The organism is Streptomyces sp. B1I3, assembly GCF_030816615.1.
Taxonomy (GTDB): Bacteria; Actinomycetota; Actinomycetes; order Streptomycetales; family Streptomycetaceae; genus Streptomyces.
Window position 1 is genome coordinate 4,405,874 of the sequence record NZ_JAUSYD010000001.1, and the last position, 16,595, is coordinate 4,422,468.

16 protein-coding genes and 1 pseudogene are annotated in these 16,595 nt (G+C 68.4%); 7 read left to right on the forward strand and 10 right to left on the reverse strand.

Annotated elements, in window-relative coordinates; translation table 11 throughout:
* Positions 1-51 precede the first annotated feature (51 nt).
* Together acs and QFZ58_RS20200 are read right to left on the reverse strand one after the other, a co-directional pair.
* Entirely contained in the window at positions 52-2,019 is a 1,968-nt protein-coding gene (gene acs / locus QFZ58_RS20195) for an acetate--CoA ligase (RefSeq protein WP_307126302.1), read from the reverse strand.
* Positions 2,020-2,205: 186 nt separating this feature from the next.
* Positions 2,206-4,791 carry a SulP family inorganic anion transporter gene (locus tag QFZ58_RS20200; protein ID WP_307126303.1) on the reverse strand — a complete coding sequence of 862 codons (2,586 nt, stop codon included), beginning with the start codon at positions 4,789-4,791 and terminating at the stop codon, positions 2,206-2,208.
* A 285-nt stretch (positions 4,792-5,076) separates the two neighbouring features.
* On the opposite strand from QFZ58_RS20200, the gene QFZ58_RS20205 reads away from it, so the two are divergent.
* Positions 5,077-6,396: a hypothetical protein gene (locus tag QFZ58_RS20205; RefSeq protein ID WP_307126304.1), complete on the forward strand. Its 1,320-nt coding sequence runs from the start codon at positions 5,077-5,079 to the stop codon at positions 6,394-6,396.
* 70 nt (positions 6,397-6,466) lie between these two features.
* On the opposite strand, the gene QFZ58_RS20210 is transcribed toward QFZ58_RS20205, so the two are convergent.
* Positions 6,467-7,465, reverse strand: coding sequence for an ATP-binding protein (locus QFZ58_RS20210; RefSeq protein ID WP_307126305.1), 999 nt, complete (start codon positions 7,463-7,465; stop codon positions 6,467-6,469).
* Positions 7,466-7,567: 102 nt separating this feature from the next.
* Between QFZ58_RS20210 and QFZ58_RS20215 the strand changes: the two genes are divergently transcribed.
* On the forward strand, positions 7,568-8,392 hold the full coding sequence (locus tag QFZ58_RS20215; protein WP_307126306.1) for an oxidoreductase: 825 nt from the start codon (positions 7,568-7,570) through the stop codon (positions 8,390-8,392).
* A gap of 513 nt (positions 8,393-8,905) precedes the next feature.
* Here QFZ58_RS20215 and QFZ58_RS20220 read toward each other — a convergent pair.
* Positions 8,906-9,745, reverse strand: coding sequence for an HAD family phosphatase (locus tag QFZ58_RS20220; RefSeq protein WP_307126307.1), 840 nt, complete (start codon positions 9,743-9,745; stop codon positions 8,906-8,908).
* Positions 9,746-10,247: 502 nt separating this feature from the next.
* Between QFZ58_RS20220 and ssd the strand changes: the two genes are divergently transcribed.
* The 3 genes and pseudogenes from ssd (at position 10,248) to QFZ58_RS20235 (ending at position 12,726) form a co-directional block, all read left to right on the forward strand.
* Positions 10,248-11,384, forward strand: coding sequence for a septum site-determining protein Ssd (ssd, locus tag QFZ58_RS20225; RefSeq protein ID WP_307126308.1), 1,137 nt, complete (start codon positions 10,248-10,250; stop codon positions 11,382-11,384).
* Positions 11,381-11,959 (forward strand): annotated as a pseudogene (locus tag QFZ58_RS20230) (ATPase, T2SS/T4P/T4SS family); the annotation flags it as partial. The gene ssd and the pseudogene QFZ58_RS20230, both read left to right, overlap by 4 nt.
* Positions 11,960-12,345: 386 nt before the next feature.
* On the forward strand, positions 12,346-12,726 hold the full coding sequence (locus QFZ58_RS20235) for a hypothetical protein (protein ID WP_307126309.1): 381 nt from the start codon (positions 12,346-12,348) through the stop codon (positions 12,724-12,726).
* Positions 12,727-12,765: 39 nt separating this feature from the next.
* Here the strand turns inward: QFZ58_RS20235 and QFZ58_RS20240 are convergent, their stop codons facing one another.
* The 4 genes from QFZ58_RS20240 to QFZ58_RS20255 form a co-directional block, all read right to left on the reverse strand.
* The gene (locus tag QFZ58_RS20240; RefSeq protein WP_307126310.1) at positions 12,766-12,912 is read right to left on the reverse strand and encodes a hypothetical protein; all 147 of its coding nucleotides are present in this window, start codon (positions 12,910-12,912) and stop codon (positions 12,766-12,768) included.
* Positions 12,913-12,945: 33 nt separating this feature from the next.
* The gene (locus tag QFZ58_RS20245) at positions 12,946-13,425 is read right to left on the reverse strand and encodes a hypothetical protein (protein WP_307128932.1); all 480 of its coding nucleotides are present in this window, start codon (positions 13,423-13,425) and stop codon (positions 12,946-12,948) included.
* A 75-nt stretch (positions 13,426-13,500) separates the two neighbouring features.
* Positions 13,501-13,701 carry a hypothetical protein gene (locus QFZ58_RS20250; protein WP_307126311.1) on the reverse strand — a complete coding sequence of 67 codons (201 nt, stop codon included), beginning with the start codon at positions 13,699-13,701 and terminating at the stop codon, positions 13,501-13,503.
* Entirely contained in the window at positions 13,698-13,850 is a 153-nt protein-coding gene (locus QFZ58_RS20255; protein WP_307129100.1) for a hypothetical protein, read from the reverse strand. The genes QFZ58_RS20250 and QFZ58_RS20255 overlap by 4 nt, the downstream gene beginning before the upstream one ends.
* 151 nt (positions 13,851-14,001) lie before the next feature.
* On the opposite strand from QFZ58_RS20255, the gene QFZ58_RS20260 reads away from it, so the two are divergent.
* Both QFZ58_RS20260 and QFZ58_RS20265 read left to right on the forward strand, forming a co-directional pair.
* The gene (locus tag QFZ58_RS20260; RefSeq protein WP_307126312.1) at positions 14,002-15,267 is read left to right on the forward strand and encodes a Twin-arginine translocation pathway signal; all 1,266 of its coding nucleotides are present in this window, start codon (positions 14,002-14,004) and stop codon (positions 15,265-15,267) included.
* 2 nt (positions 15,268-15,269) lie between these two features.
* Positions 15,270-15,584, forward strand: coding sequence for a 4a-hydroxytetrahydrobiopterin dehydratase (locus QFZ58_RS20265; RefSeq protein WP_307126313.1), 315 nt, complete (start codon positions 15,270-15,272; stop codon positions 15,582-15,584).
* 64 nt (positions 15,585-15,648) lie between these two features.
* On the opposite strand, the gene QFZ58_RS20270 is transcribed toward QFZ58_RS20265, so the two are convergent.
* Positions 15,649-16,290: a collagen-like protein gene (locus QFZ58_RS20270; protein WP_307126314.1), complete on the reverse strand. Its 642-nt coding sequence runs from the start codon at positions 16,288-16,290 to the stop codon at positions 15,649-15,651.
* Positions 16,290-16,583, reverse strand: a complete 294-nt coding sequence (locus QFZ58_RS20275; protein WP_307126315.1) for a hypothetical protein — start codon at positions 16,581-16,583, stop codon at positions 16,290-16,292. The genes QFZ58_RS20270 and QFZ58_RS20275 overlap by 1 nt, the downstream gene beginning before the upstream one ends.
* Between the last annotated feature and the right edge of the window lie 12 nt (positions 16,584-16,595).

A 16,595-nucleotide genomic window follows, 5' to 3' on the forward strand; every position in this document is an offset into this window, starting at 1 on the left:
CCGGCGCGGTGCCGGATGCCCCTCGGAGTCGTACCGCGTCAGCCGTAGGGTTCAGTCCTCGGAGGGTGCTGTGGGGAGTTGTGTCTGGATCAGGGACATGACGGAGGAGTCGGTGAGGGTGGTGACGTCGCCGAGTTCGCGGTTCTCGGCGACGTCGCGCAGCAGGCGTCGCATGATCTTGCCGGAGCGGGTCTTGGGCAGTTCTGCGACGGGGAGGACGCGCTTGGGTTTGGCGATCGGGCCGAGTGTGGTGCCGACGTGGTTGCGGAGTTCGGCGACGAGGTCGTCGGAGGTGGTGGCGGTGCCGCGCAGGATCACGAAGGCGACGATGGCCTGGCCGGTCGTCGGGTCGTTCGCGCCGACCACGGCCGCCTCGGCGACGGCCGGGTGGGAGACGAGGGCGGATTCGACCTCGGTGGTGGAGATGTTGTGGCCGGAGACGAGCATGACGTCATCGACGCGGCCCAGCAGCCAGATGTCGCCGTCCTCGTCCTTCTTGGCGCCGTCGCCGGCGAAGTACGTGCCCTCGAAGCGCGACCAGTAGGTGTCCAGGAAGCGCTGGTCGTCTCCCCAGATGGTGCGCAGCATCGAGGGCCACGGCTCGGTCAGTACGAGGTAGCCGCCTCCGCCGTCGGGGACCTCGCGGGCCTCGTCGTCGACGACGGTGGCGCAGATGCCGGGCAGGGCGCGCTGGGCGGATCCGGGCTTGGTCGCGGTCACCCCGGGCAGGGGGGAGATCATCATGGCGCCGGTCTCGGTCTGCCACCAGGTGTCCACGATCGGGCACCTGTCCGCGCCGATGTGCTTGCGGTACCACATCCAGGCCTCGGGGTTGATCGGCTCACCGACCGAACCAAGGACACGCAGCGAGGACAGGTCGAACGTGGCGGGGATGTCGTCCCCCCACTTCATGAACGTACGGATCGCGGTCGGCGCGGTGTAGAGGATCGTGACCCCGTACTTCTGGACGATCTCCCAGAACCGCCCCTGGTGCGGGGTGTCAGGAGTGCCCTCGTACATGACCTGGGTCGCCCCGTTGGCCAGCGGACCGTAGACGATGTAGGAGTGCCCGGTCACCCAGCCGATGTCGGCGGTGCACCAGTACACATCCGACTCCGGCTTGAGATCGAAGACCGCATGATGCGTGTACGCCGCCTGGGTCAGGTAACCACCGGACGTGTGCAGAATGCCCTTGGGCTTACCCGTCGTACCCGAGGTGTACAGGATGAACAGCGGCTGCTCCGCGTCGAACGCCTCGGGGGTGTGCTCGGCCGGCTGCCTGCCGGTGATCTCGTGCCACCACAGGTCACGGGAGTCGTCCCAGGCCACCTCCTGACCGGTGCGGCGCACCACCAGGACGTGCTCGACACTCTTGAAACGCGAGACGGCGTCATCCACCGCGGGCTTGAGCGCGGACGCCTTGCCCCGCCGGTAACCACCGTCGGCGGTGATGACGACCTTGGCGTCCGCATCCTGGATGCGGGCGGCGATCGCGTCGGCCGAGAAACCACCGAAGACCACCGAGTGCGCCGCGCCGATGCGGGCGCAGGCCAGCATCGCGACGGCGGCTTCGGGGATCATGGGCAGGTAGACGGCGACCCGGTCGCCCTTGCCGACACCGAGCTCGCTCAGGGCGTTGGCCGCCCGGGAGACCTCGTCCTTCAGCTCGGCGTAGGTGATGGCGCGGCTGTCGCCGGGCTCGCCCTCGAAGTGGATGGCGACCCGGTCGCCGTTGCCCGCCTCGACGTGACGGTCCACGCAGTTGTACGCCACGTTGAGCTTGCCGTCCGCGAACCACTTGGCGAAGGGCGGATTGCTCCAGTCGAGCGTCTCGGTCGGCTCCGTGGCCCAGGTCAGGCGACGGGCCTGCTCGGCCCAGAAGCCCAGCCGGTCCGCCTCGGCCTGCTCGTACGCCTCCACCGTCACGTTGGCGTTCGCGGCCAGATCGGCAGGCGGTACGAACCGCCGCTCCTCCTTGAGCAGATTGGCCAGGCTTTCATTGCTCACGACATCTCCCATTCCCAGGGTGTCCGTTGTGTCCCGGAGGACAGCTCATCAGGCCGCGGGCCAGGTGACAAGTGTCTGCCAGGAATTGGTTTAGACCTGTGTTTCGTGTATGGGGCCACGCATCCCGCTTCCGCAAGCACTGGCGTGCGCTGCGGAAGCGGGAACCACAAGGTCTCACGGACCGGGAACGTGGGAGGTTCAGACGCCGACCGCTGTGTCGGGGGCCCCGTGAACCGCTCCGGAGCCGGCATAGGTGCGGGATTGGGCACTCGGCGGGGCGTGGGGGTCGGTGTCGGGTTCCGCACCGGGCGCGACCCGGGCGAAGACCTCGTCAGGTCCGGTTCCGGAACTGGCGCCTTCGGTGAGCAGGTAGGCCTGTGCTTCGCCGACGTGGAAATACATGCCGTGCAGTTGCAGTGTGCCGGCGGCGAGTCGGCGTGCCACCGAGTCGTGGGCGCGCAGGTGTTCCAGTTGCTGCACCACGTTGGTCAGACAGAGTTGCTCCACCGCGTCGGTGGGCAGTCTCCCGGCGATCCGTGCCCAGGAGTGATGACGCGAGCCCATGCGCTCGAGACTCGGCCGACCGTGCCGCAGCCAACGCCACAGGGGTGTCCGGGGTGTCTCCGGCGTGGCATCCAACAAGGCCTGCATGGCTCCGCATCCGGAGTGTCCGCAGACCGTGATGGACTCGACCTCCAGCACATCCACCGCGTACTCGATCGCGGCAGCCACGGAGTCGTCATTGCTTTCCGTGCTCTCGGCGTCCGGAGGCGGCACGAGATTGCCGACGTTCCGTACGGTGAAGAGGTCGCCCGGGCCACTCGCCGTGATCATGCTGGTGACCAGACGGGAATCGGCGCAGGTGATGAACAACTGGGAGGGCCGTTGGCCTTCGGCCGCCAGCCGGGCCAGCTCTTCACGAACCAGCGGTGCCGTGGTGCGCTGAAACGAACTGAGGCCGCTGAGCAGCCGGTGACGGCTCGGCCGACCGTGTGCGGAGGTTGTTGCTGCACCTGGCGATGCTGCTGCCGGGGCGGACCGGGAGGCGGCCGGCGACATGGGGACGCCGGTGGCGCCGATGATGCCGGCCCCCGGGGCAGCATCGACGACGGTGGGATGGGGCCGGTCGTGACAGTGGTGGTTGCGCCATGGCGTCCACGGCCGGCAGCAGGAATGGGCAGCTGACGCGGGCTCGGCGATCCGGCCGCCCGAGCGCCCGGTGAGGACGATGTTGCTGCCCAGGGCGGTCCGGGCGGTGTGCCAGTCCTGAATGGTCTCGTACGCCGCGTGGTCCATGAAGAACCCGTCCAGCTCCAGGATCACGTCGGCACCTTCCGGCAGCTGGTTGAGCAACCGGCTGAGCCGGGGGACCGCCAGGAAGGTCAGCTGCCCACGGACGGACACGAGGAACCGGCCGTCCTGTTCCGTCACGGTGATCCGCGTGCGGGCCAGCCGATGCAGAGCGATGGCCACCGCCACGAGGATGCCGATCGCCACGCCCACCAGCACACCCGCGATGATCACACCGGTGATCGTGGCCCCGTAGACCAGGAATTCACGGTGTCTGTGGACATTGCGGATGTGGGCGAAGCTGACCATCTGGATGCCTACGACCATCACCAGGGCGGCGAGGGCGGCCAGGGGAATCCATTCGAGCGCAGTGACGAGCAGCACGGCAGCCAGCAACATCCATACCCCGTGCAGCACCGTGGCGGCGCGGCCTGTCGCTCCTGCCCGCACATTCGCCGAACTGCGTACGGCGCCTCCGGACACGGCGAGCCCGCCGAACATTCCGGACAGTGCGTTGGCGATGCCCTGGGCCCGGAGTTCTCGGTCGAGGTCGGACCGCTTGACGGGCGGGGACGGCGTCGAGCCGTCCCTGGACGCGGCCGATGCCCGGTCGGCAGCCAGTTTGTCGACGGACACCGCTGCCAGCAGCGATTCCAGACTGGCGACGAGCATGACTGTGAACACCGCGGTGGCGAGCGCTGCCACCGGACCGTGCGGCAGTTCGGCGAAGGCGTGCGAGCTCCATGACGGCAGATCGACCCGGGCGATCCCGGGGGTGGCCGCGGCTGCGACGGCCGTTGCGACTCCGACGGCGACGAGTGCGGCGGGAATGCGGCCGAGCACCGTCCCGACGCGCCCGGGAAGCCGCGGCCACACGATGAGAAGGGCGATGGTCAGTGCGCCGATGGAGGGAGCGGCGGGGCTGATCTGCGCCAACTGGGCGGGAAGCGCCCAAGCGTTGTCGAGGGCGGAACTCTGTGGCGTGCCGCCGAGCACCACGTGCATTTGGGCGAGCGCGATGGCCACGCCGATACCCGCGAGCGTGCCGTGCACGATGGCGGGGCTGACGGCAAGGGCGCTGCGGGCGGCTCTCAGTGATCCCAACAGGATCTGGAGGAGCCCTGCGCCGACGGTGATCGCGCAGGTGGTACGCCAGCCGTAGATCTGGATCAACTCGGCGGTGACCACGGTCAACCCGGCGGACGGGCCGCTTACCTGAAGGGGTGTACCGCCGAGCAGCCCGGCGACGATGCCGCCGATGGCCGCGGAGACGAGGCCGGCTGCGAGCGGGGCGTCCATGGCGACGGCGAGGCCGAGCGACATGGGGACGGCGATCAGGAAAACGGTGATGGACGCGGACAGGTCGGCGCCTGAAATGCGGTAACGGCGGCCGTGGACCGGTGGCGGACTGTGAGGGCGCTTGAGTCCCGACGAGCGGGAAGGGCGCGAGCTGCAAGATGAGTGGTCGTTGCGTGTAGGGGCACAGGCAGGCATGGTCCCGTCTCCTCCGGGGCAGCGCGGTCGCGTAGTCGATAGGGGCGCGGCCGTGGGTCACGGCATGCAGCGGCGGAATTTGGCAACTCTCGGTAAATGAATCGTAATGGAGAGTAAAGAAAAGTGTCCATGCTTTCGAGCAATTGGCCCTCTTTGTCACTCTTATCAGTGAATAAGCATCTTTTCATCTGATTTGATCGTCCGATCTTCCAGGGTTGCGTGCGACGTTGGTCGCGCCGTCTCGGCACAACGACGCACGACTCCTGGAAGAAAGAGGGTGGACGGATGATGGCCGCCACGAAGGCGCTCACCCTGAGCACTGTGGCCCTGGCGCTGATCGCGGGCCTGGCCGGCTGCTCGGGCCCGGACGGGACCGGTTCGCCGGTGAGGAAGAAGGGCGCGCCGGGCCTGGAGGAGGGCTCTCCGGCCGCAGCCCCCAAGGGTGCCGTCAAACTCATCGGTGACGGCTCCACCGCTTACACCGGGACGCAGCCGAGGCTCCCCGTGGTCAAGCGCCTGAAGCCGGGCCAGAAGCCGCCGCAGTTCGTGGTGTTCTCGTGGGACGGTGCGGGGGAGGACAGCCAGAAGCTGTTCTCGCATTTCCGCGCGGTGGCGAAGAAGTACGACGCGAAGATGACCTACTTCCTCAGTGGCGTGTACCTCCTGCCGGAGGAGAAGAAGGCTCTCTACGACCCGCCCCAGCACTCCGTGGGCCGATCCGACATCGGATTCAATGACACCGAGGGCATTCGCGACACGCTGACGGAGCTACGTGGCGCGTGGCAGGAGGGCAACGAGATCGGCACCCACTTCAACGGGCATTTCTGCGGCCCGGACGGCGGGGTCGGGACCTGGTCGGTCGAGGAGTGGAAGAGTGAGATCAGCCAGGCCAAGTCCTTCGTGAAGAGCTGGAAGACCAACACCCCGGCTCTCAAGGGCGAAGCTCCGCTGCCCTTCGACTACGACAAGGAACTCGTCGGCGCCCGTACGCCCTGCCTGGAAGGGCAGCAGAACATGGTCGCCGCGGCGCGGACCATGGGGTTCCGCTACGACTCCAGTGGTGTCGGCAACCAGGTGTGGCCTGCGAAGAAGCAGGGGATCTGGGATCTCCCCCTCCAACTCGTCCCGGTTCCCGGGCGCGCCTTCGAAACTCTCTCAATGGACTACAACTTCATGTTCAACCAGTCAGGCACGACGCAGGGGGATCCGAACCGGCACGCGTACTGGGGGCAACAGATGCGCGACGGCCTGCTCCAGGCATTCGACCGCGCCTACAAGGGGAACCGGGCCCCGCTGATCATCGGGAACCACTTCGAGTCCTGGAACGGTGGCACGTACATGCGTGCTGTCGAAGAAACGATCAGGACCGTCTGCACCCAGCAGGACGTGCGCTGCGTCTCCTTCCGTCAGCTGGCCGACTGGCTGGACGCACAGGACCCGGCGGTGCTCGCCAGACTCCGGACGCTGAAGGTCGGGCAGAGCCCCGAGCCCGGGTGGACGGCATTCCTCGCCAGTGGCGTTCCGGGCAGGCCCGCAGTCAGCCCGATCCCCGCCAAACCGGCGGACCAGCCGGCAGGCAAGGGCGCTGACAGGAGTGCGGACTAGCAAGCGTCCTCCTGCGGGCCTGCCCGCCCTGCCGTAGGTCACCGGCTGGTCAGGGCGCATATCCGGAGCCTCAGGCGGGCTGGTCGACGACGGCTTCCCGGCGCTCCTGTTCGTGCAGAACGAAGGCGGGGTCGACCTGGGCTGCCAGGTCGGCCCCCGTCTTCTCGTTGCCCCAGCTCTCCGCGTTCTTGAGGTGGAAATGCACCATCTGACGCGTGTACCGCTCCCAGTCGCGATCGGCGTAGGAGTCCTCCGCGGCGTTCTGGAGAGTCTGCAACGCCATACGGTTGTCCGCCTCCAGCAGGTCGAACGGGGCCGGTCGCCCCTTCTCCATCGTCCTGACCCAGTCGGAGTGCCCGACACCGACCAGTAGGTCGTCGCCGACCTCTGCGCGCAGGAAGTCGAGGTCGTCCGGGCCCTGCACCTTGTTGCCGACGACCTTCAGGGCGACGCCGAAGTCGCGTGCGTATTCCTTGTACTGGCGGTACACCGAAACACCCTTCCGGGTGGGTTCGGCGACCAGGAACGTCATGTCGAAGCGGGTGAACATCCCTGATGCGAAGGAATCCGATCCCGCTGTCATGTCGACCACCACGTACTCGTCCGGCCCGTCGACCAGGTGGTTGAGACACAGCTCCACCGCGCCGACCTTGGAGTGGTAACAGGCCACCCCGAGATCCGCCTCGGTGAACGGGCCGGTCACCATGAGCCGGATGTCCCCGTGGTCCAGGCGGACCGTGGTCGCGCAGGCGTCGTAGATGGGGTTGTCCTCGCGTACGCGCAGCAGGCGCGAACCCTCGCCCGGTGGTGTCGTCTTGATCATTGTCGCGGCGGATGCGATGCGGGGGTTGCTGCCGCGCAGGTAGTTCTTGATGAGAGGCAGCTGCGCGCCCATCGCCGGCAGGGCGCCGGCCTCCCTGTCGTCGAGACCCAGAGCGGTCGCGAGGTGCTGGTTGATGTCGGCGTCCACGGCGACGACATGGGCTTCGTTGGCGGCGAGGTGTCGGATGAAGAGCGAGGACAGCGTGGTCTTGCCGCTGCCGCCCTTCCCCACGAAAGCGATCTTCATGTTCACCTAGGGTAGTTGGTCAATCGCTGTAAGTTCTCATGCTTGGTGAAGAAGACCACTCTCGCGGGGTATCGGCGCACGGGGCGCGTAGCCTCCCTACTTATGAGTACGACTTCCTCGGACCCGCTGTCCGCCCTGGGAGCCCTGCCGGGCGTCGCCGAGGCGGTGGACTCCGTACGCAAGGCCGTGGACCGGGTGTACGGGCACCGCGTCATGCGGCGCCGCAGCAACGAGGTGACCGCTGAAGCGGCCCTGCGGGGCGCTCGTGGCTCGGCCGCGCTCTCGGGCGCCGACTGGAATCTCGAGGAGGTGCGCAGGCGCACCGACTTTCGCGGTGACGACGAGGCGGCCACGATGGGAGCCGCCCTGCGTCTGACCGCGGAGGCGGGTGGACTGCTCTCCATCTGGCGGCAGTCGCCGCTGCGAGTCCTCGCCCGACTGCACCTCGTCGCGGCCGGCGGGTCGACGCCCGAGGGTGCCGTAGGGCGGCCTCGTTTGACGGGAGAGCCGGTCGACGAGCCGTTGATCGAGGCGGCGGTACCGGGTGTCGAAGAGATGGCCGGGCGGCTGGAAGGACTGTCGCAGCTGGTCATCGCCGGGAGCTCGGCACCCGCGTTGGTGACGGCTGCGGTCGTGCACGGCGAATTGCTGGCCCTGCGGCCGTTCGTGTCGCACAACGGCCTGGTTGCCCGGACGGCCGAGCGGATCGTGCTGATCGGCAGTGGGCTCGATCCGAAGTCGATCTGCCCGGCCGAGGTGGGCCATGCGGAACAGGGCCGGGCGGAGTACGTGGCGGCGTTCGAGGGGTATCTCTCGGGGAAGCCGGAAGGCATGGCTGACTGGATCGCCCACTGCGGGCGGTCGGTCGAACTCGGTGTGAGGGAGTCGACGGCGGTGTGTGAAGCGCTGCAGCGCGGTGCCGCCTAGGGGTGTGTCTTCGTTTGCTCCGGTGGGGCAAGGGCGCGGCGCCGGCAACCTTGCCCCGTGGTGATCTTAGAGGCCCTGGAAGTTGCCGATGCGGCGCGGTGCCGGTGGCTGCGGTGGTGCGTGAAAAGGGGTGCGGCGGTACCGATTGCGGTACCGCCGCTGGCACGTTCGCCCAGTTACCAAGCGTCCTCGATATATGCCCATCAGGCCGGGGACTTTGCCCGGCGCCTGGTGTGGCTGGCCCGTAATCGACGGGTCGACGTCGCGTGGGTGCTCAGCGTTCGTGCGCGGTCCGTGGGGCCTCTGTGCGTGTGAAGGTGATCCTCTCGGATGTCCTCGGTCTCGCGGGCCGTTGAGTCCTTTGTACTCCAGGGCGGCGAGGAGCGGAAGCGGTGGCCAGACTTCTTTACTTTTGGTTTCAAACAGGGATGATCCGGACACTGCTGTGCCCGCTTCGCCGTGCTGGTTGCGGCCCGAAGGCATCCACGCGGTGCCGGCCGGTTGTGTCCGCGATCAGGAGGTGAGTACGGCGGCCCGGCGGCGGGACGCGTACCAGACCAGCCCCGCGGTGACAGCTGCTGCGCCCACTGCGGCAGCGGCCACGAGGGCCGGTCGTGGGGGCATCGAGAAGACCGGCAGTCGTTGCTTGAGGCGGACCGGACGATCGAAGACGAGAATCGGCCAATCCCGCAGGGTGGCCTCCCGTCGCAGTGCCCGGTCCGGATTGACGGCGTGCGGGTGGCCGACCGACTCCAGCATCGGCACATCGGTGAAGGAATCGCTGTACGCGTAGCAGCGCGCGAGGTCGTACCCCTCGGAGGCGGCGAGCGACTTGACGGCTTCGGCCTTGGTCGGCCCGTAGGCGTAGTACTCGACCTCGCCCGTGAAGCAGCCGTCGTCACCGACGACCATCCGGGTCGCGACGACCCGGTCGGCGCCGAGCAGCTCCCCGATCGGTTCGACGACCTCCGCGCCGGAGGTCGACACGATCACGACATCGCGTCCGGCGGTGTGGTGTTCCTCGATGAGGGTCGCTGCCTCGTCGTAGATGATGGGGTCGATCAGGTCGTGCAAGGTCTCGGCGACGAGCTCCCTGACCTGCTGGACGTTCCATCCCTTGCAGAGCGCTGAGAGATACGCGCGCATGCGCTCCATCTGATCGTGATCGGCGCCCCCGGCGAGGAACACGAACTGCGTGTACGCGGTGCGCAGTACGGCACGGCGGTTGATCAGCCCGCCTCGGTAGAAGGACTTGCTGAAGGTCAGCGTCGATGACTTCGCAATGACCGTCTTGTCCAAGTCAAAGAAGGCTGCTGTACGCGGCGAGAAGCAGTTTTCCACAAAGGTGAGCATAGGGGGCCACCATTCGGCGTAAAATCTGGCGGGTGGGTTTGCCTGAGAAGGCCCTCGGGTACACCATGGAAGTCACGGATCGTTCGCGACCGTGCTAACCCCGGTCCGGCTCCTCCCCCCCCGAGTCGGCCGTGGGGACGACCCCCGCTCTCCCCCCCGGCGGGGGTCGTCGCATGTCCGGACGCATTTCTGAGCCCTGCAGCTCAGGCCTCCCTCCCTTGCTCCGGCCCGCTCGGCCGATCCCTGCTCCGGCTTCGCCCGAGCATGCCCGGTGACGCTGTGTAGCGGAAGGGCTGCGCTGCGAAAGTCGCCTGTACGAGCTACCGAGATATTCACAATCTCGAACTTGTCCACAGTTTTTGAGCAAGATCCACATCTTTTTCCGTGACGGTGCAGGTTGATTCCGCCCTCGAAGTCCGTGGGTTCCGGAATCGCGCCTCTCGGAACAGCCCGAGATCACCGCGAACCGCACTGAAGAGGCAGTGAGAAGGGGGTGGAGATCATGGCGGGTGCCTTCGCACGAGGAGGCCTGGCGGCCGCGGAAGTGCCGCGGAGCGGGCCGTTGATCGTGACCGAGGACGTGGAGCTGCTGGACGACCTGCTCAGGTTGTGCGCGGCGGCGGGAGCAGTGCCCGAAGTGCATCACGGGCCGCCCGGAGCAAGGGGCGGTTGGGAGACGGCCCCTGTGGTCCTGGTGGGGGACGACGCGGCCGCGCGTTGCCGTGGAGCGGCCCGAAGGCGCGGTGTGATGCTCGTAGGCCGCGATCAGGACGACCCGGACGTATGGCGTCGCGCCGTCGAGATCGGAGCTGAATACGTGCTGCGACTCCCCGATTCGGAAGGCTGGCTCGTCGACCAGATCGCCAACGCGACTGAAGGTGTGGGGCGTCCGGCACTGACCGTCGGTGTGATGGGAGGGCGGGGCGGAGCGGGCGCGTCGACGCTGGCCTGCGCGCTCGCCGTGACCGCGGCCAGGTCCGGTCGGCGGACCATGCTGATCGACGGCGATCCCTTGGGTGGCGGGATCGACGTGCTGCTGGGCGGCGAGCAGTCAGAGGGCCTGCGGTGGCCGGATTTCGCTCGTTCCAAAGGGCGAGTAGGAGCCGGTGCGCTGGAGGAGTCCTTGCCGGCGTTGCACGGGCTGCGCGTACTCAGCTGGGGGCGGGACGACGAGGTGGTGATCCCTCCGCATGCCATGCGCGCGGTCCTCGCAGCGGCGCGCCGACTCGGTGGTGTGGTGGTCGTGGATCTGCCGCGCCGGATCGATGAAGGCGTGGCCGAGGCGCTCGCACAGTTGGACGTCGGGCTGCTGGTGGTGCCCGGTGAGCTGCGAGCGGTGGCGGCGGCCACAAGGGTGGCGTCTTCGGTGGGGCTGATCCTGAAGGATCTGCGGATTGTCGCCCGGGGCCCCTACTCGGCCGGACTGGACGAGCACTGGGTGGCGGGGGCGCTGGGCCGGCCTCTTGTCGGTGACCTGCCTACGGAGGCGGGTCTGTCGGCGGCTCAGGACGGAGGCGAGCCGCCGGGCGGTCATGCCCGTGGCCCTCTCGCCCGTTTCTGCACAGCGTTCTGGGACCTGGCGGACGGTTCGGCCACCACAGGTGGCGCCTCGACAGCCCGGGCCCGAGGTGCGACATGACTGAGACGCTGCTCGACGCGGTGCGGCAACGTCTGGCCCGAAGCGGAACGGAACCCACCCCGGCAGGAGTGGCGACGGCCCTGAGGGAGCAGGGGCGCCTGCTCGGTGACGCGGAAGTTCTCGGTGCTGCGGAAGAACTTCGGGGCGAACTGGTCGGCACCGGTGTGCTGGAGCGGTTACTGGCCGACCCGGCGGTGACCGACGTGCTGGTCTCCGCGCCTGACAGGGTGTGGGTCGATCGCGGTGGCGGGCTGGAACTGACGAGGGTCACCTTCCAGGACGCCGCGGCGGTCCGGAGGCTGGCGCAGAGGCTGGCTGCGGTGGCGGGGCGACGGCTGGACGATGCCCGGCCCTGGGTGGACGCACGGCTTCCGGACGGGACACGCATGCACGCGATCCTGCCGCCGGTGTCCGTCGGCTCGACATGTCTGTCGCTGCGAGTGGTGCGGCCGCAGGCCTTCACCCTGGCGGAGCTCGTCGAGGCCGGTACGGTGCCGCCTGCCGGGGACCGGTTCCTGCGGGCACTGGTCGAGGCCAGGGTCTCGTACCTGATCAGTGGAGGGACCGGCGCAGGGAACCCGAGAATGGGATTAAGACACCGCTGCAACGAGGGGTGAGGTCCTAGGTGATCGGCCGCCGAACGCAAGCTTCTGACCTGCACGTTTGTGGCGATCTCCGGACTCCTTCGGGGGCTCCTGCCCGTGCCCTTCGATTCGAAGGTTAGGTAGGACGCCCCGATTGCTGCGACTCCACCACTGCATCGTCACGCTGGTTCAATGCCTTCATGTCACCCCTATGGACCAGTGTCATCGCCGCAGTCGGCGTCCTTGCAGGGTCAGGCCTGACGGGCGTGTTGGGTTTGTTGAAAGGGCGACAGGACGCGGCAGACAAGGAACGCGACCGCTCGGAAGGCCGAAGGTCTCAGCGTGTTGAGACTCGGCACGCTGCTTACACGGCCTTCATGGCACAGAGCCGCGCTGCGGCCGTAAGCCTCAGTGCCGCCATCGAGGTGCCGGTATCGGCCGCGGATGGCGACTGGGACGTCGCGATCACTCAAGCACAGAACGCCTCAGAGCTGATGTATCACGGGTACGTTGAGCTGGCATTGGCGGGCCCCGCCGCTTTGGCGCACGAAGCGGAGCGCCTCTGGCGAAGTGCGATTCTTGCTGCGAATCAGGTGGAGACACTGTGGCCCCGCCGCGATCCGTCGGATCTTGGAGCCACTGTCACCAGCCTGTTCGTGGATGAAGACCGGGACCATATGGGCGAGTTCATTGAGAAGCAGAAGATGCTGATCGCGCTTGCCCGGGAGCAGCTCGGTGGAGACGTCGTCGACTCGTGACGGAGCCCCGACCGCGTGCGCGGTCGGGGCTCCTGCTGTTCAGTCCTGCGGTGCCTCAGGTCCCGTGGGGACGAGGAATCCCCTTACGGGCCTGGGCTTCCGCGGGTCGCGGGACTGCGGTTCCTGCCCGGCCTCCCACGCTGCGACCATCTCGGCGTACCGCGGGTCGATCCACTCCTGCGCCATGAGGGCACCTCCTTCCGTCAGGCTAGCGGGTGGTCAGCCGCCGGGCTTGGGCTTCGGGGTGATGACGATGGTGCACGAGGGCGCGTGCTGGCACTTCGCTGCGACTGAGACGAGCGTCTCGTCCGACGGCGGGCCCCAGAGCTCGGGGTCTGCCGGGTAGCCGAGTGCGGCGATCGTCTTGCGGGTGCGGTCGATGATCGGCGGATCGTAGTGCGTCGGGTCGTACCCCGGGAAGTGGTGGACGAAGGATCCGAGCCGCTCGCACAGCTCGGCGTACATGGCGGTGTGCAGGATGAGGGCGTGCCATCCCTCGTCCACGATCCGTGACGGGGCCAGGCCAGTGGACGGGTTCTGCGCGCAGGCGGCTACGAACTTCAGGCTCTCCTCTACGATCCGGCCGGCCATCTCCTCGGGCATGCCGGGGTTGGCGTCCGTCACCGTGTTGCGGCAGCTGGTGAACTCTGCGTCGGTGATGAGGGCGCGGGCGATGACGGGTAATACGCTCACGGTGATCTCCTTCTTCTGGTTGGGGATCAACCGCCCCGGCCGGGGTTTCCTGGGAGGTCTCGTCGGCCGGGGCGGAAGTTGTCAGTTGGGCTTCTCGCCCGCGTCGCACGGCGGGCAGGCCCAGACCTCGGTGTCGAGGACGTGGGCACCGTCCTGGTCGCGGATCGTCCCCGCGGACACGGCGCCGGTGGTGAGCAGCGTCTTGCACCAGACGCAGGCGCGGCCGGCCATCTGGTCCCAGGTGAGTACCTCGAGGCGGGGCAGTTCCCGGGCGGGGGTCACGACTGTCCCTTGCACTGGGCGCACTCGCAGGCCGGGTACCGGTCGGTGGACTCGGGCCGTTCGAGGGGGACTACCTCGGTCTCGGGCTGCACAACGCGAACCGTGTTGCCGTACCGGTCGACCTCGTACACCTTCATCGTCATCGCCACGACCGACTCCCAGCCCGATTGGAGGGGCCGCGCCCATTCCCCTGCGCGGCCCGCTGTCACACCCTGATGATGTGTGTGCACGTCAGGTAGCGAATAGGTCGCCGAACGGCCACGCGTGGCCACGTGGCGGCCATGGCCGGGAGCGCGGACGATGACACCTCACACTGGGCAGATGGGCCGCAACGACGCCTTGCGTGCAGCACGCCTACGAGCCGGCTGGCGAACCATCGAGTCCGCCGCCGCAGGCCTCTCCGAGCACGGGCAGCAGCTGCTGGACGACCGCCAGTTCACTGTGTCCGCGCGGACCTGGCGGCGGTGGGAGGGCGACCGGCCGGGATGGCCGGCCGAAGAGACAGCGGTCGTCATTCACGACGCGCTCGGCCGGTGGCCCGAGGACCTGGGCTTCACCACCCCGCCGGGCTGGATCCGGCCCGAGCACCAAGAAGAGGCAGATGTGAACCGACGCGCATTCGTGAGCGTCACCGCGGCCGCGCTTGTCGCCGGCCCCGTTGCTCCGCAGCACGTTGACCCTGCCCTGATCGACTACTTCCAGCAGCAGTTGGAGGGGCACTACCGGGCGGACATGTTTCTCGGCCCGCATGACCTGATCGGAACGGTGTCCGCTCAGTACCAGCTCATCGACAAGCTGGTTCGGTCGGCGAAGGGGGAGACGCGCCGCGGCCTGCTGCGTGTCGGGGCGGCCTACGCGGCCCTCGTCGGCTGGCTGTACCAGGATGCGGGCGACATGGACGGGGCAGCGTTCTGGCGCGGGGTGACGCAGGAGATCGCGATGCGGTCCCGCGATCCGCATCTCATTGGGTACAGCCTCGTGAACCAGGCCCAGGTGCGCACCGACCTGGGTGACGGGCACGCGGTCATCGACCTGTGCGAGGCCGCCCTCGACGACGCCGACCGCCTGGTCCCGAAGGTGCGGATCATGGCAATGCAGCAGCAGGCGCACGGTGCCAGCCTCACGGAAGATCGCCGGTCCGTCGACCAGCTGCTCGATGAAGCCGACAGGCTGCTGCCCCGCGTCGACGACGACCTGCCATGGGGCAATGCGTGTCGCAGAACGCCCGGCTACCTGGAGGTACAGAGGGCGACCTGCTACGGGCGTCTGGGGCTTGGCGCCGAGGCGGGGGCCCTGTGGTCCCAAGTCCTAACGGTCGTGCCGGAGACGGCGCGCAGGGACCGCGGGGTGTACATGGCGCGGCAGGCGACCGCAGCCGCGGTCGCGCGTGAACCTGACCGGGCCCTGGAGATCGCCCGCGATGTGGCGGCGGTTGCTCTCGAGACCCGGTCCGCCCGCATGCGCAGAGAGTTGATCACTCTGGAGCGGGCGATGCGCCCGTGGCACGATGCACCGGTCGGCCGGGACCTCGCGGAGATCCTGGCACCTGTGACCGATAGGAGCTGAACGTGGGCAAGGAGCCGCTGACGGACGAGGAGATCGCGTCACGCCTGGCCGGGGTACCGGGCTGGAAGCGGGACGGAAACGAGATCACCTGCCGGTTCGGGATTCGCTACCACGGTGGTATCGCGATGATCGTGCACGTTGCGGACGTTGAACGCCTCATCGGTCATCACGCGGACATTGACCTACGCTGGGATCACGTGCGGTTCGGCATCACCACGCACGACGCCGGCTACAAGCTGACAGCGGCAGACTTCGACCTTGCCGCGCGGATCGACCAGATTGCGGCAGCCCACGGCGCGGAACCGTTCGACGCCTGACCTCGGACGCACGAAAGCGCCCCCCGCGCCCGGCCCGTAGGCCAGATGCAGGGGGCGATGTGGTTCAGGGGTATTGCCGGCGGGCGGGGTCCAGGGCGAGCGGCCCGGCACCGGTGGGGTCCGGCTCGGGCTCGGGCGCCGGGGCTCTTCGGCACATCAGCCCGTCCGGGTCGCCAGGCGGCGGCTGGAGGCTGTACCCGTCCGGGCAGGTCTGACCGTCGCGGCCGTCCTTGCCGTCCGCCCCGTTGCGGCCGTCCTTCCCGTCGGCGCCGGGCGGCCCGGCCGGGCCGGGTTCGCCCGCCGGGCCGACGGGCCCGGTCACGGACTGGCCGTCTGCACCAGCTGCTCCGGGGGCTCCGGTAGGCCCGGTCGTGCCGACTCCATCGACCCCGTCCTCACCGGCTGGACCGGTCAGTCCCACGGGCCCGGTCGGGCCGATCGGGCCCGGGGCTCCTGGTGGGCCGGTGGGGCCGGGCGGCCCAGGGATGCTCTTGCCCGCCTCGCCCCTGCTTCCCGGCGGCCCGGCGACCGGGTGGCCGCCGAGTCGCTCGACCTGCTGGGCCAGCTGGTCGCGGGCGAGGTTCGCGTCGCGCAGGTCGGACGCCAGGTTCTGCACGGTGAGGATCGCCGCCCCGGCCAGCAGCGCGCCGCCGAGCGTGAGCACGTTGCCGAGCCAGGGACGGCGCCGTTCAGCATGTCGCCGCATCAGGCTCCCGCTCCCTTCACCGTCATGGCCAGGTACGGGAGCAGGGCGACCACCACGGTGATGACGACGCCGATCATCCACCTGCGGGTAGCCACGATGCGGTCAGCGTCCCGTTCGCGTTGCGTCTCCAGGGTGGTGACGCGCGCGTTGATCTGGGTCTTCTCGATCGTGTAGACGTCCTGCGAGACGAAGGAATCGAGGCGCCCGTTCAGGTTTCCCAGGTCCTCGCGCACGTCGTCGCGCAGGGCTTGGATGAGCCGCCCGAGCTCGCCGTTCGACGGCTCATCAGCCATAGGTCGTGCTCC

What these genes read in the sequence shown, in the direction of transcription:
- QFZ58_RS20270 (WP_307126314.1), bottom strand. Translation starts at nt 16,290, where the DNA reads ATGCGGCGACATGCTGAACGGCGCCGTCCCTGGCTCGGCAACGTGCTC.
- QFZ58_RS20240 (WP_307126310.1), bottom strand. Translation starts at nt 12,912, where the DNA reads ATGGCGCAGGAGTGGATCGACCCGCGGTACGCCGAGATGGTCGCAGCG.
- QFZ58_RS20210 (WP_307126305.1), bottom strand. Translation starts at nt 7,465, where the DNA reads ATGAAGATCGCTTTCGTGGGGAAGGGCGGCAGCGGCAAGACCACGCTG.
- ssd (WP_307126308.1), top strand. Translation starts at nt 10,248, where the DNA reads ATGGCGGGTGCCTTCGCACGAGGAGGCCTGGCGGCCGCGGAAGTGCCG.
- acs (WP_307126302.1), bottom strand. Translation starts at nt 2,019, where the DNA reads ATGGGAGATGTCGTGAGCAATGAAAGCCTGGCCAATCTGCTCAAGGAG.
- QFZ58_RS20200 (WP_307126303.1), bottom strand. Translation starts at nt 4,791, where the DNA reads ATGCCTGCCTGTGCCCCTACACGCAACGACCACTCATCTTGCAGCTCG.
- QFZ58_RS20275 (WP_307126315.1), bottom strand. Translation starts at nt 16,583, where the DNA reads ATGGCTGATGAGCCGTCGAACGGCGAGCTCGGGCGGCTCATCCAAGCC.
- QFZ58_RS20215 (WP_307126306.1), top strand. Translation starts at nt 7,568, where the DNA reads ATGAGTACGACTTCCTCGGACCCGCTGTCCGCCCTGGGAGCCCTGCCG.
- QFZ58_RS20205 (WP_307126304.1), top strand. Translation starts at nt 5,077, where the DNA reads ATGATGGCCGCCACGAAGGCGCTCACCCTGAGCACTGTGGCCCTGGCG.
- QFZ58_RS20235 (WP_307126309.1), top strand. Translation starts at nt 12,346, where the DNA reads ATGGCACAGAGCCGCGCTGCGGCCGTAAGCCTCAGTGCCGCCATCGAG.
- QFZ58_RS20260 (WP_307126312.1), top strand. Translation starts at nt 14,002, where the DNA reads ATGACACCTCACACTGGGCAGATGGGCCGCAACGACGCCTTGCGTGCA.
- QFZ58_RS20220 (WP_307126307.1), bottom strand. Translation starts at nt 9,745, where the DNA reads ATGCTCACCTTTGTGGAAAACTGCTTCTCGCCGCGTACAGCAGCCTTC.